The sequence below is a fragment of the Halalkalibacter krulwichiae genome, assembly GCF_002109385.1.
In the GTDB taxonomy this organism is placed as follows: domain Bacteria; phylum Bacillota; class Bacilli; order Bacillales; family Bacillaceae_D; genus Halalkalibacter; species Halalkalibacter krulwichiae.
Map to the genome: position 1 here is coordinate 1,150,903 of NZ_CP020814.1, position 13,267 is coordinate 1,164,169.

The window sequence follows — 13,267 nt, forward strand, 5'->3', positions numbered from 1 at the left end:
CTGTGACAACAATCGGCAAGTGGGAAATTGTAGACAAAGGGGTCAAGAGAAAGATTCACCAACCTGGAAAGCAGTTAATGATGATGGAGGTTGAATTTGAAGCTGGTGGAATCGGGGTGGAGCATAGTCATCCACATGAACAATACACATACTGTCTTTCTGGAAAATTTGAATTTAAAGTCGCGGGCGAGACCATTGTACTAACAAAGGGAGAAACCTTATATATACCAGGTGAGGCCATACATAGCTGCCTTGCACTTGAAGATGGCTCACTTCTTGATACATTCACACCACTAAGAGAGGATTTACTTGACTTTTCATAAAGTCATTTACGAGCCGAGGAGTTATTCGATTAGAACATAGATCTACGTTATAAATTCTAGGAGGTTCCACACATGTTGGTTTATGATATTACTCATTTTGGTGCAAAAGGAGATCGGTTAACAGACAACACGAAAGCAATCGCAGATACGATACAGGCGTGTCATGAAGCTGGTGGAGGAACGGTGTATATTCCAGCAGGTACTTTTTTAACAGGGCCAATCGAGCTTAAAAGTGATATGACATTGCATATTGAAACGGGTGGTGTGGTGCTGTTTCATACTGCTTTTGATCAATATAAGCCTGTTCAAACAAGATGGTCAGGTTATGAATGTTATGGTTATTCACCACTTATCTATGGAAATGGCCTGAAAAATGTCATGATTAGAGGAAATGGAATATTTGACGGTCAAGGAGCCGCGTGGTGGCAAAAGTATCATGACATAAAAAATGGAGAACTGTATTCCTCATCCGTAACGAAACATTTAATGGAATTGAATGTTTCAAAAATTGATATGGCTACAAATTTAGTTGAATGGAAGACTCAATTTTTACGACCACCTTTGCTTCAACTCATTCATTGTGAACAAGTTACACTTGAGGGAATCACATTGCAAAACTCGCCATTTTGGAATACGCACTTAGTCTATTGTAATCATGTCTCAGTACGAGGAGTTACGTTTAAAAATCCTGCTGATACACCAAACGGAGATGGATTTGATATTGATTCATGCTCGAATGTGCGTGTTTCTGATTGCCATTTTGATGTAGGTGATGATTGTCTTTGTTTGAAATCTGGAATCAATGAAGATGGAAGAAGAGTGGGGCGTCCGACAGAAAATGTCACCGTCACAAATTGTACGATGCAAGCTGGTCACGGTGGGGTTGTAATGGGAAGTGAGAATTCTGGTGGGATAAGAAATGTAGTCGTGTCTAACTGTGTGTTCATTGGAACAGATCGTGGCATTCGAATTAAAACGAATCGAGCGCGTGGAGCTTATATTGAAAACATACTAGTAAATAACATCTTTATGGATAATGTCCTATGTCCATTAGCAATTAATTCTTTTTATCGTTATGGGATTGATGAAGCCGACCCCCTAATGACAAGGCAAGAAGCGATTCCTGTTACGGAAAAAACACCGAAAATCAAACATATTCAAATCAGCAATGTCACAGCTAAAAATTGCCGTGCTTCTGCCGGATTTATTTACGGCCTACCTGAAATGCCGGTGGAAGATGTATCGTTGCGTCATGTCACGTTCGAAACAACACTTGATCCAAATGAGCAAGGTGGAGAACCGGATATGGTGAAAGAGGAGATTCATATGGCGGGAGAGGGGATTTATTGCAAGCATGTTGATGGCATTGAATTTCACCGAGTAAGAGTTGAAACAAGACAAGGGCCCGCATTAATGATGGATGATGTTCGGAATGTCGATATTGACCATTTACTTATGAAAAACCGTCATACGAATACACCTGTTATCGAAATTGGTGGTGTTAAGAATATTTACCTTTCAGGCCGTCAAGTTAGGCAGTTAGGAGACGATTATATTTCTGCACAAGATAGTCGATATCTAGAAAGTATTGTAAGAAGTTAACGGTATGTAGGTCTAATTTCTAGTTGGAGGAAGAAGAAATGTGGTCGCCTGATCTTTTTTTAAAGCAACTATATGGAGATTTACTAAAAAAACATAACAATTATGATGCACATTGGAAAACAAGATTAAAAGGCCATCTTCAAAATTCGTTAGGTGATTTTTCTCATTTGCGAGCAGAATTAAACCCAATAACGCTAGGAAAAGTAGAGTATGAAGATTATTTTCGTCTAAGAGTTGAAATAACAACATCTCATTCTCTTAAGATGCCGATTTATGTGCTAATACCAAAGATGAGAAAAATAGTGAAGCGCCCAGCTGTGTTGGCTCTACATGGGCATGGGTATGGAAGCAAAGAGGTTGTCGGTTTGCATCCTGGTGGTTTGGAGAACAAAGGCAATCCAGGTATTCATAAGAATGTAGCAGTTGAATTGGTAAAAAAAGGAATGGTTGTCATTGCTCCTGAGCTTGTTGGTTTTGGAGATCGAAAGTTAACTCGTGATAAAACGAAAGAACTTGCGACGGACAATTCTTGTTTTGAACTATCTAGCCAACTTTTATTAATGGGCAAAACATTAGCAGGGCTTAGGGTGTTTGAATGTCGCAGGGTACTTGACTATATGGAAACAATGGAAGAGATTGATTCCGCTCACATAGGCTGTATCGGACTTTCAGGCGGTGGATTAGTTGCAGGTTTTACTTCCGCATTAGACCTTCGAATTAGAGCTACGGTTATTAGTGGATATACAAATACATTTAAAGGAAGCATTATGGCAAGAAGGCATTGTCTTGATAACTATTTACCGGGAATTCTTATTCATGCGGAATTACCAGAGTTATTAGGCTTAATTTCACCGAGGCCATTATTTGTTGAAGCAGGTATTTGGGATCACCTTTTTCCGTATACAGAAGTGAAAAATGCTCTACGAACGATAGATAGTATCTATAAAAGTGACGACGCTTCAAGTCATTTATCGGCTCATTTCTTCGAGGGAGGACATGAAATTTGTGGTGAAAGGTCTTATGACTGGTTAATTCAACAACTTAATATTGAAACGTAGAGATAAGGTGATTAATTTTACGGATATAATAAAGGAGAGATCTAGGTGGAGACCTTTAAGAACCCCATTTTACCAGGATTTTATCCAGATCCGTCCATTTGCCGGGCAGGTGAGGATTATTATTTAGTTACATCGTCATTTGAGTACTTCCCTGGTGTTCCGATTTTTCATAGTAAAGACCTTGTGAATTGGCGTCAAATTGGGCATGTACTCGATCGCCCATCACAATTAAATTTAGAGAACATTCCTTGTTCAAAAGGAATCTATGCTCCTACAATTCGCTACTGTAATGGCGTATTTTATATGATAACGACATTCGTAGAAAGTCAAACTGGGGAAAGAAGAAACTTTTATGTAACAGCAACCGACCCAGCTGGAGCTTGGTCAGAACCAATTTGGTTAGAGGATGCACCTGGTATTGATCCTTCTTTATTTTTTGATGAAGATGGGAAGGTCTACTTTACAGCTAATCGAGTTCCACCAGAAGGACAGCAATATGCAAAACACATGGAAATCTATTTACAAGAATTAGATTTAGAATCTCAAAAACTTGTAGGGCCAAAATATAGTTTGTGGGACGGGGCTTTGAAGCAAATTCATGCACAAGAAGGTCCACATGTTTACCGGGTGGATGGGATGTACTATTTACTAATTGCAGAAGGAGGAACCGGGTTCACTCATTCTGTCACGATAGCAAGAAGTGAAACGATTACAGGCCCATATGAAGTGTGCAAAACAAATCCAATTTTAACGCATCGTCATTTAGGAAGGCAATATCCGATTATCAACGTAGGGCATGCAGATATGGTTCAAACGCAAACCGGAGAATGGTGGATGGTTTGTTTAGCATCACGTCCGTATGGCGGCAATTTCAGTAATCTTGGAAGGGAAACGTTTTTAGTTCCTTTTGTTTGGGAAAAGGGTTGGCCAGTTGTAAATCCAGGCAAAGGCATTATAGAGGAAGAAATGCCTCGACCGAAATTGAAATTACACCGCTGGTCAGTTGAGCCAGCATGTGATCATTTTGATGGAGAGCATCTGGGACAGCAATGGAATTTCATTAGAACTCCTGAAGAAGAATTTCATTCATTAAATGAGCGCCCTGGCTGTGTAACATTAAAAACAAGGCCTGAAACCATTATGGAACAATCAAGCCCTAGCTTTATCGGAAGAAGACAGCAGCATATGAATTTTGTTGCAAGGACGCTATTGGAATTTAAACCAAAGTCAAATGAAGAGGTAGCTGGGCTCGTTTTATTACAAAGCAAGGATTTTCAAATTCGGATGGAGTGCACACAAATAAATGATGAGCAAGTTATTCGTTTAATTAAAAGAGAAAAAGGTGAGGACAGTACTTGGTCAGTTAAGAAAATAACATCTGAAAGAATCTATCTAAAAGTTGAGGCTTATGGCCAAGATTATAACTTCTATTATTCAGAGAAGCCAGAAGAATGGAAGGTATTAATTGAAAATGTTGATGGACGCATTCTTAGTATGGAAGCTGATGGGGGCTTCGTCGGGACGTATATCGGCCTCTATACTAGTAGCAATGGACATCAATCAGATAACTCGGCTTATTTTCACTATTTTGAGTATCTGTAATGAATCTAATTAATAAACAAGACTTTAAGGAGGAATTGTTATGACAAATCAAACGGTAATAAACGGAAAAAGTGCATTAGAGTGGGCAAAGAAAGCAAGTGAAAGTCTGATGAAGCAATATGAGCCAATTATGCTACCTCCGGCCAACCGTTGGCATTATCACCAAGGTGTGTTTTTATGTGGGCTCCACAGTGTTTGGCAGGAAACAAATAACCAAGACTATATTCAATACTTTAAGGAATATGTTGATAAATTAGTTGATGAAAATGGCAACTTTTATTTTGAGCGTGATCAGTTAGATGCGATCCAGCCAGGCTTACTATTGCTACCTTTGTATCAACATACTGGTGAAGAGCGTTATAAAGTGGCAGCAACGAAACTTCGCAATCTGCTAAATACAATTAATATAACGAGTGAAGGAGGCTTTTGGCATAAAGACAAGTATCCTTACCAAATGTGGCTGGATGGATTATATATGGCAGGGCCATTTACCTTACAATATGGTCAGCAATTCAATGAACCAGAATTAATTGATCTGGTCCTACACCAAGAAGCTTTAATGAGAAAAAATACAAAAGATCATCGTACGGGACTTTATTTTCATGGATGGGATGAAAGTGGTAAAACACCTTGGAGTGTACCTGAAACTCATACAGCTCCAGAGATTTGGGGCAGATCACTAGGTTGGTACGGTTTAGCAGTAGTAGACCTTATTTCGTTGTTACCAGATCAGCATCCGAAGAAATCAGAGCTTATCGAAGTTCTTCAAAACCTAGTTGGAAATTTAATTCGTTATCAAGATGCAGAATCGGGTTTATGGTATCAAGTAATTGATAAAGGGCACCTTGAGGACAATTGGTTAGAGAGTTCTTGTTCAAGTCTATTTGTTTATACGATTGCTAAAGCAGTGCGACTTGGATATATTGACGATAAATATTATGAAAATGCGAAAAAAGGTTTTGAAGGTATTATTACCCATGCCATTAAATTAGATGAGCATGATAATGTAATCTTAACAGGAATATGTATTGGCACGTCCATTGGTGTATATGATTATTATGTTGAACGGGAAACAAGTGAAAATGATTTACACGGAGTAGGGGCATTTATTCTCGCAAGTATGCAAATGTATCAACTAGAAAAGAAATAAGCTTACCATTCTGTCTGAAGCTTCTCGAGCAGGAGGGAAATAATAGGTTTTCCCTCCGAAGAAGCTTTGTTAGTGATATAGTAAACATATACATTCAGCTAGAGCAGTACTGGAAGGAAGGTAAGAGATTATGAGATTGACGTTGAAATTACTATTACCTATTGTCTTCATTGTTATTATAAGTGGTTGTAATAACAATGAAGACACTTTTGATTTATTGATTTTCTCCGAGATTCAAAATAGTAAAGTTGAAGAAGTAGAGCGTTTCGTAAAGAAAGCTGATGTATTTGAAGAAGATAAGTTTACCGTTCAGATGCATCCTGTTACTTACGAGCGACTAATTGTTGAGATTGCCTCGCATAATGGGGATCTATATTTGTTAGATGAGGAGCTTATGTCAGCTGCCTATGACCCTATAGGTTTATATCCATTGGATGAAGCGTTAAATGAGGATTGGTTTCTCAAGACGCCAAGAGAATACAAGGCATTGAATCCTGAAGAGGGGATTGAGAGCGTCTATGCTTTTCCTTTAGGGAATCAATCAAACCTTTTAAACTCTTTAGGGGTACAATTAGAAAAACCATTAGTAGCGATCATACCGATCTACAGTGGAAATAAAGCGTTTTCAATAGAGCTTCTTCAGTATATAATAGAGAGTAACTAGAATTCTAGTTCGTGAAAGGAGGCATGACTATGGAAATGAATGGCTTTATGGGAAGTTTTTATAGGATTAGCATATTTATTTCTCGTCTTGCTTATATTAATTTTTTATGGATTTTATTTACGCTTATGGGGGTCATCATTTTTGGTTTCATGCCTGCAACAGTAGCAATGTTTGCTGTAACAAGGAAGTGGGTAAATGGAGCAGAAGATTTTCCGATATTTAAGACATTTTGGCAATTTTATAAGGAAGAATTTTTAAAGGCTAATTTATATGGACTATTTTTTGTTTTTACTGGTTACATCATTTATATTAATTTTCTATTAGTAGCCGATCAAGTGTTGTGGATGACAATTGCAAGGTATATTCTGCTTGTTATTAGCATTTTATTTATTGTAACGGTATTAATGTTCTTCCCAGTATATGTTCATTTGAAACTGAAAGGTTCTGAATATTTGAAAACGGCTTTATTTCTTGGCCTTGCTTATCCCCAGTATACAGTCATTATGGTGTTTGGGATTGTTGGGATCCAGTATTTAATGATGTTTCTACCTGGATTGATCCCGTTCTTTACTGCCAGTTTAATGGCTTATTTATTAGTACGGATAGCTAATATTATATTTAGAGTTGTAGAAAGAAAAAATCAAGCGATTGAAGAAGATCAAATGGCAAAAGAAATTCAAGTTTACTAGAAAAAGAGGTTTGGACATAAGTAAAGTGTTTTATTGAAAGTACGAACAATGAGCTATGCATCTATTACGTTCGGGTTTTCGTGTATTAAAACTCTTTTGTCCAGCCTCATTATTAAAACACCAAATAACAACGTTGTTATCGAGTGAGAGGAGTAAAATGAATGAAGAAAATTGTTGTTTGTGGTTTGAGTAATAGAGCACTTGATATGTTTATCATGCCGATATTGACGAAATTTAATGACATCAATCAAATTGTTGGTTTGTTGGATCGTGATATGAAAAGAATCGAATTATGCAAAGAGCGTTTTCCTGAATTAACAAATGTACCGGCTTATACACCGCTTGAATTTTCTCATATGGTTAAAGAGACAGAAGCGACAACCGTTATTGTTACGAGCCGTGATGATACGCACGTTGATTACATTCTACAAAGTTTGGAACATGACTTAGATGTCATTAGTGAAAAACCAATGGTTACTACGAGTGAAGATGCAAAAAAAGTAGTGGAGGCCGAAGGAAAAAGCAAAGGTCGTGTAACGGTTGCATTCAATTATCGTTATAATCCGTTTCATCGAAAGATCAAAGAAATAATTCTAGAGGGCAAAATCGGGAGAGTGACATCTATTGATCTGAATTGGTACATTGATACGTACCACGGAGCAAGTTATTTTAAAAGATGGAATCGTATGAGAGAGTTCTCAGGTGGACTATCTGTCCATAAATCGACCCATCACTTTGATTTAGTTAACTGGTGGATTGACCAGAAGCCGGAAGAGGTTTTTGCATTTGGAGCTCTTAACTATTATGGGAAAGACGGTGAGCTTAACCCGAGTTCGGTTAATAATCGCTATTGCGGTACTTGTACCGAAAAACAACTATGTGATTATTATACAAGGTGGTCAAATCGATCAGACTCCATTTTAGTGAACGATGATCATATTAGAATGGAAGCAACACAAAACTATACCGATTATAGACCAGATGCCTGTATTTTCGATCATGAAATTGACATTGAAGATACTTATGTGGCTACGGTTAAATATGATCGTGGTGCTTTATTAAGTTATTCAATTAACTTTTCGGTTCCTTATGAGGGGTATCGTCTTGCTATAAATGGAACCAAAGGTCGAATTGAGACACAGGAATTTCATGAGTTAAGTCGAGTTCCTTTCCCAGTCCCTACCCAAACGATTGATTATTTTCCTTTATTTGGTTCAAAAGAGGTTATTCATGTCGTTCAAACAGAAGGTGGGCATGGTGGAGGAGATCCAATTATTCAAGAAGATCTCTTTTTAGGAGTCGATCCTAACAGACCATATGAAATATTAGCAGGCACAGAAGCGGGAGCTTATTCAATTGCAGTGGGAGAGGCAGTCTGGAAATCGAGCAAACAAAATAAGTCAATATCAATAAATGAGTTATTAGGAAATTATATTTTAGAGAAAAATTAATCATGTTGGAGGGTTTTAGAATGGATGTAGTAACAATTGGAGAATCAATGGCTGTATTTAGTCCAGAATCAACACCATTAATGAGGTACGCAGCAACTTATTCGAGAAAATTCGGGGGAGCAGAATCAAATGTCGCAATCGGTTTAACTAGATTAGGGCATCAAGTTGGTTGGATTAGTAAAGTAGGGAATGATGAACTTGGTAAGGGCTTACTATCGTTCATAAGAGGTGAGGGAGTCAATGTCGATCAAGTAAAAGTTGATGCCAGTGCTCCTACGGGGCTTTACTTTAAAGAGGTAAGAAGTGCGAGTAATGTTCGTGTTGAGTATTATCGAAAAGGATCTGCAGCTAGCCAACTCACTCCTAATGATTTGAATGAGGATTACATTGCAGGAGCACAGTTTCTTCATATTACAGGAATTACACCGGCATTAAGTGAAAGTTGTTATGAAACGATTATGCACAGTATCTCCATTGCAAAGGAAAATGGTGTAAAGGTTGTTTTTGATCCAAACTTACGTAAGAAATTATGGTCAGAAGAGCGGGCGAGACAAGTTTTACTTGAGATTGCAGCAAAATCTGATGTTGTGCTCCCAGGTGTAGCAGAAGGTGAATTTATGTTTGGAGAGCAAGATCCAGAAAAGTTAGGGGAACTGTTCTTAAATTATGGTGCTTCATTAGTCATTATTAAAGTCGGAGCAAAGGGAGCCTATTATTTTACAAAAGAGGAGCAACAGTTAGTTCCTGGATTTCCTGTTGATCAAGTGATTGATCCTGTTGGAGCTGGCGACGGGTTCGCAGCAGGTGTGATTTCAGGGTTATTGGACCAATTAAGCCTTTATGAAGTAGTTGAGCGTGCAAATGCAGTCGGTGCTTTGGCTACACAAATTCCTGGTGATTTTGAAGGTTTGCCAACAAGAGAAGAAATTGACCAATTTTTGAATGCTACTGATGTGGAAGATATTAATAGATAATAGTTTGTTTAAAGGGCCCAAATTATGTGATTTGGGCCCTTTTCATTTTAATAAATTTGTTAACTCACGGTAAAGGTGCACAAGAATCTACTATGCTTAATTCTGGTTCGAGAATAATCGAATTTTCAGCCGTCTCTCCCTCTATAATAGTTAATAAGGTTTGACTAATGTGTTGGGCAATCCGAGTTATAGGCACTCCTACAGTTGTCAATCGCACATCTAGATTTTCAGCCTGAGGAATGTTGTCATAGCTAATGATCGATAAATCGGTAGGAATCGTTAATCCTATTTCGCTGGCAGCCCGTAGAATGCCACGTGTTAAATCGTAACTTCCACTTACAATTGCTGTAACCTGCTTGTTTGATGATAAAAGCGATTTTGCAGCAAGATAACCATCATGTACTTCTAGTCCATTTGTCGGAACGATAAACTCAGGTGAGTCACTTGGTCGCTCAATACCCATAGCTTCTAAAAAACCTAAAAGTTTGTCTTTTTGCATAGGGTCGGTAGAAGAAAGATCTCCAATAAACGCAATATGTTGATGGCAAATTGTTTGTAAATAATCTACTGCTATTTTAATCGCAAGACGTCTATTTACATCAATAGTAGGAAAGCTAGAATGTTGTTCAATTCCATAGTAGAGGATCGGTACGGTTGATTGGATTTTCAGATTATTTATTTCCTCTTCGGTTTCACCGAACACTAATATAGCATCTACTTGAAATCGGTTAAATGTCGCAATGGCCGACTCCAGCTTATTAATAGATAATAAAGTCGTATAAGAATGTTCTTCAAGAAGGTCATTAATTTTCGTAATTAAGATAGATGGAGCGACTCTTTCAACACTTGGCCAAGCGACTCCAATTGTAAATGATTTCTTTTGTACGAGACTTCTCGCTGCAACATTCGGTTGATAACCTAATTCTTCTGCAATTTTTAAAATCTTCGTTTTTGTAGGCTTTTTTACTAGGGGACTATCTCGTAAAGCCTTTGAAACGGTTGAATAACTAACACCAGCATGTTTGGCAATATCTTTTATTGTTACGCTCATACATAAGCCTCCATTACAATAACAACGTTGTTAATCTATTTACTTATTATAGCAAAGTAAAGTAAGATTTATAAGAGGTTGACTGATTCCCGAAGAGAAGTTCCATGACCAAATTTTGATATAGGAGTTTATCCGATGCTTAAAACAATTAATTCACAATTAGAAAAGAAAATGCCTTATTTGACACCGATAAGTGTTATCGTTGGGTTACTTTTAGCAGATGCGATAAGTTCATGGGTTATTATTGTTCCGTGGATTTTTGCGTTTATTACACTATCAAGCAGTGTTGGTGTTAAATTAGAAAAAATGAAAAATGCCCTTTTGCATCCTGGCCCGATTTTGCTGTCATTAATCATTATTCAAGTGATCATGCCTTGTATTGCATATGTGGTGGGGCATATGTTCTTTTCAGGCGAGTATCTTACAATTGTCGGCATCATTATTGCGTTTGTCATTCCTACAGGTGTCATTAGTTTAATGTGGGTATCAATCTATAAAGGTAATACATCTGTGACGTTGTTAATCGTTTTAATTAATACGTTGCTTTCCCCTCTACTCATTCCTTTTTCGCTTCAAGTACTAGTTGGAGCAAGTGTTGAGGTAAATACAACGAGTTTAATGTCGAGTTTGTTTTTTATGATTGTCGTTCCATCTTTACTCGGAATTGCGCTAAATTACTTCCCTTTTACGAAGCAGAGGGATGTGAAATCAACGTTAGCCCCTTTTTCTAAAGTTGGCTTAATGTTAGTTATTGGAATTAATGCCTCAGTTGCTGCACCTGTCGTAACGTTTGATACAGGCTTAGTGAAAATTGCATTTGTGATCTTTCTTCTTGCCTCGTCAGGTTACTTACTGGGAGTGTTGGCTGGGAAAATGTTAAAAATTAATAATGACGTTGTCATCAGTCTGCTATTCAATTGTGGAATGAGAAATATTAGTGTTGGTGCTGCAATTGCCATTTTATATTTTCCACCGCAAGTTTCTGTTCCTGTTGTAATGGGAACTCTGTTTCAACAAACGCTTGCTGCGATATATGGGCGAATTCTAGTAACTTATCTAAAGAAAAAAGAATCAACAAAACAAGCTCTTAAAATAGTAAATTAAAAAATTGACAATTGAATGAAGCTTCTATAAAATTAAAAATAACAACGTTGTTATTTTATTAAACTCTAATATTACTAAAGGAGGTCAGCATGAATTCTACTTATATTTTAGTAAATAAGGCTGATAATGTAATAGTTACACTTAAAGATTACAAAAAAGGGGAAACCCTTACATTTGAAGATAATGAAATCGTGCTACAGGAAGATGTAGCCGTTGGTCATAAAGTAGCAATTAAAGGAATTGAACAAGGACTGGATGTGGTCAAATACGGTTTTCCGATTGGTCATGCAACAGAAGCCATTCAGGTAGGTCAGTGGGTACACACTCATAATACGAAGACGAACTTATCTGGAACGTTGGAGTATTCGTATTCACCAGAGACTACTTCTTACTCACAGAAACCTGTACAAGAAAGAACGTTTAAAGGGTATGTCCGCACAAATGGTGAGGTTGGAATTCGTAATGAAATTTGGATTGTTAATACAGTTGGTTGTATTAACAAAACAGCAGAACTTTTAGCAAAGACAGCAGACCAATCTTTTAGAGGAAAGGGAGTCGATGGAGTTTATCATTACCCGCATCCATTCGGGTGTTCTCAGCTCGGTGACGACCTTACAAATACACAGAAAATATTAAGTAATTTAGTGCACCATCCTAATGCTGCTGGAGTACTCGTGCTTGGATTAGGCTGTGAAAACAATCATATCAGTGAATTTAAAAAGGTGATCGGTGAATATGATGACAATCGAGTCAAATTTCTAGGTGTTCAAGAAGCATCGGATGAATTAGAAGACGGGTTAGAGTTAATAGAGCAATTGGTCACATACGCACAATCATTTGAGCGTGAAGAAGTCCCTGTTTCAAAGCTAAAGGTTGGATTGAAATGTGGAGGTTCAGACGGTTTTTCTGGTATTACAGCTAACCCATTAGTCGGTTCGTTTTCAGATAAATTGATTGCCCATGGCGGCACTTCCGTTTTAACAGAAGTACCTGAAATGTTTGGCGCTGAAACAATATTAATGAATCGGGCAAAAAATGAAAAGGTTTTCAATTCGATCGTTGAATTGGTGAATGGCTTTAAGGAATATTTCATTAAACATGATCAAGTTGTTTATGAAAATCCATCGCCTGGAAATAAAAAAGGTGGAATTACCACTTTAGAAGAAAAGTCATTAGGGTGTGTACAAAAGGGTGGATTTGCACCAGTGAACGATGTCTTGCCATATGGTGGACGGGTAACAACTCCTGGCTTAAATTTAGTTCAAGGACCGGGAAATGACCTAGTTTCCGTGACAGCTTTGGCAGCTTCAGGAGCTCACATTGTGATTTTTACTACGGGTAGAGGAACGCCATTCGGTGGCCCAGTTCCAACGGTAAAGATGTCTACAAATACACCGCTTTTCGAGAAAAAGAAAAATTGGATCGACTTTAATGCAGGAGAGCTCGTAAATGGAAAAGAGTTGGACACAGTAACTGACGAATTATTTGAATACATCATTCAAATCGCTTCTGGTGAGGAACACACCAATAATGAAAGATACGGATTTAAAGAAATTTCTATCTTCAAAGACGGTGTTATTTTATAAGTATCTCTTACAG

The 13,267-nt window shown here is 37.7% G+C and carries 12 protein-coding genes; 11 read left to right on the plus strand and 1 reads right to left on the minus strand.

From position 1 onward, the window contains the following. Positions 1-2: 2 nt before the first annotated feature. The 9 genes from BkAM31D_RS06025 (at position 3) to BkAM31D_RS06065 (ending at position 9,513) form a co-directional block, all read left to right on the plus strand. Positions 3-323, plus strand: a complete 321-nt coding sequence (locus BkAM31D_RS06025; protein WP_066154166.1) for a cupin domain-containing protein — start codon at positions 3-5, stop codon at positions 321-323. A 72-nt stretch (positions 324-395) separates the two neighbouring features. Next, a complete protein-coding gene (locus tag BkAM31D_RS06030) occupies positions 396-1,925 on the plus strand; it encodes a glycoside hydrolase family 28 protein (RefSeq protein ID WP_066154168.1) in 1,530 nt (509 codons plus the stop codon). Between the two features lie 38 nt (positions 1,926-1,963). Then, the gene (locus BkAM31D_RS06035; protein ID WP_066154171.1) at positions 1,964-2,983 is read left to right on the plus strand and encodes a dienelactone hydrolase family protein; all 1,020 of its coding nucleotides are present in this window, start codon (positions 1,964-1,966) and stop codon (positions 2,981-2,983) included. A 45-nt stretch (positions 2,984-3,028) separates the two neighbouring features. Then, entirely contained in the window at positions 3,029-4,585 is a 1,557-nt protein-coding gene (locus tag BkAM31D_RS06040; RefSeq protein ID WP_066154174.1) for a glycoside hydrolase family 43 protein, read from the plus strand. Between the two features lie 40 nt (positions 4,586-4,625). Next, on the plus strand, positions 4,626-5,735 hold the full coding sequence (locus tag BkAM31D_RS06045; RefSeq protein ID WP_066154178.1) for a glycoside hydrolase family 88/105 protein: 1,110 nt from the start codon (positions 4,626-4,628) through the stop codon (positions 5,733-5,735). A 130-nt stretch (positions 5,736-5,865) separates the two neighbouring features. Continuing rightward, positions 5,866-6,399, plus strand: coding sequence for a hypothetical protein (locus tag BkAM31D_RS06050; RefSeq protein ID WP_066154181.1), 534 nt, complete (start codon positions 5,866-5,868; stop codon positions 6,397-6,399). Between the two features lie 29 nt (positions 6,400-6,428). Further along, positions 6,429-7,088, plus strand: coding sequence for a YesL family protein (locus tag BkAM31D_RS06055; RefSeq protein ID WP_066154184.1), 660 nt, complete (start codon positions 6,429-6,431; stop codon positions 7,086-7,088). A 161-nt stretch (positions 7,089-7,249) separates the two neighbouring features. After that, positions 7,250-8,539, plus strand: coding sequence for a Gfo/Idh/MocA family protein (locus tag BkAM31D_RS06060; RefSeq protein WP_066154187.1), 1,290 nt, complete (start codon positions 7,250-7,252; stop codon positions 8,537-8,539). 20 nt (positions 8,540-8,559) lie between these two features. Continuing rightward, the gene (locus BkAM31D_RS06065; RefSeq protein WP_066154190.1) at positions 8,560-9,513 is read left to right on the plus strand and encodes a sugar kinase; all 954 of its coding nucleotides are present in this window, start codon (positions 8,560-8,562) and stop codon (positions 9,511-9,513) included. 64 nt (positions 9,514-9,577) lie between these two features. On the opposite strand, the gene BkAM31D_RS06070 is transcribed toward BkAM31D_RS06065, so the two are convergent. Then, positions 9,578-10,564, minus strand: a complete 987-nt coding sequence (locus BkAM31D_RS06070; protein WP_066154194.1) for a LacI family DNA-binding transcriptional regulator — start codon at positions 10,562-10,564, stop codon at positions 9,578-9,580. A 135-nt stretch (positions 10,565-10,699) separates the two neighbouring features. Between BkAM31D_RS06070 and BkAM31D_RS06075 the strand changes: the two genes are divergently transcribed. Both BkAM31D_RS06075 and BkAM31D_RS06080 read left to right on the plus strand, forming a co-directional pair. Next, a complete protein-coding gene (locus tag BkAM31D_RS06075) occupies positions 10,700-11,668 on the plus strand; it encodes a bile acid:sodium symporter family protein (RefSeq protein WP_066154196.1) in 969 nt (322 codons plus the stop codon). An 89-nt stretch (positions 11,669-11,757) separates the two neighbouring features. Continuing rightward, positions 11,758-13,254, plus strand: coding sequence for a UxaA family hydrolase (locus BkAM31D_RS06080; RefSeq protein WP_066154199.1), 1,497 nt, complete (start codon positions 11,758-11,760; stop codon positions 13,252-13,254). Positions 13,255-13,267 lie beyond the last annotated feature (13 nt).

What these genes read in the sequence shown, in the direction of transcription:
- BkAM31D_RS06065 (WP_066154190.1), top strand. Translation starts at nt 8,560, where the DNA reads ATGGATGTAGTAACAATTGGAGAATCAATGGCTGTATTTAGTCCAGAA.
- BkAM31D_RS06030 (WP_066154168.1), top strand. Translation starts at nt 396, where the DNA reads ATGTTGGTTTATGATATTACTCATTTTGGTGCAAAAGGAGATCGGTTA.
- BkAM31D_RS06055 (WP_066154184.1), top strand. Translation starts at nt 6,429, where the DNA reads ATGGAAATGAATGGCTTTATGGGAAGTTTTTATAGGATTAGCATATTT.
- BkAM31D_RS06075 (WP_066154196.1), top strand. Translation starts at nt 10,700, where the DNA reads ATGCTTAAAACAATTAATTCACAATTAGAAAAGAAAATGCCTTATTTG.
- BkAM31D_RS06045 (WP_066154178.1), top strand. Translation starts at nt 4,626, where the DNA reads ATGACAAATCAAACGGTAATAAACGGAAAAAGTGCATTAGAGTGGGCA.
- BkAM31D_RS06050 (WP_066154181.1), top strand. Translation starts at nt 5,866, where the DNA reads ATGAGATTGACGTTGAAATTACTATTACCTATTGTCTTCATTGTTATT.
- BkAM31D_RS06070 (WP_066154194.1), bottom strand. Translation starts at nt 10,564, where the DNA reads ATGAGCGTAACAATAAAAGATATTGCCAAACATGCTGGTGTTAGTTAT.
- BkAM31D_RS06080 (WP_066154199.1), top strand. Translation starts at nt 11,758, where the DNA reads ATGAATTCTACTTATATTTTAGTAAATAAGGCTGATAATGTAATAGTT.
- BkAM31D_RS06035 (WP_066154171.1), top strand. Translation starts at nt 1,964, where the DNA reads ATGTGGTCGCCTGATCTTTTTTTAAAGCAACTATATGGAGATTTACTA.
- BkAM31D_RS06060 (WP_066154187.1), top strand. Translation starts at nt 7,250, where the DNA reads ATGAAGAAAATTGTTGTTTGTGGTTTGAGTAATAGAGCACTTGATATG.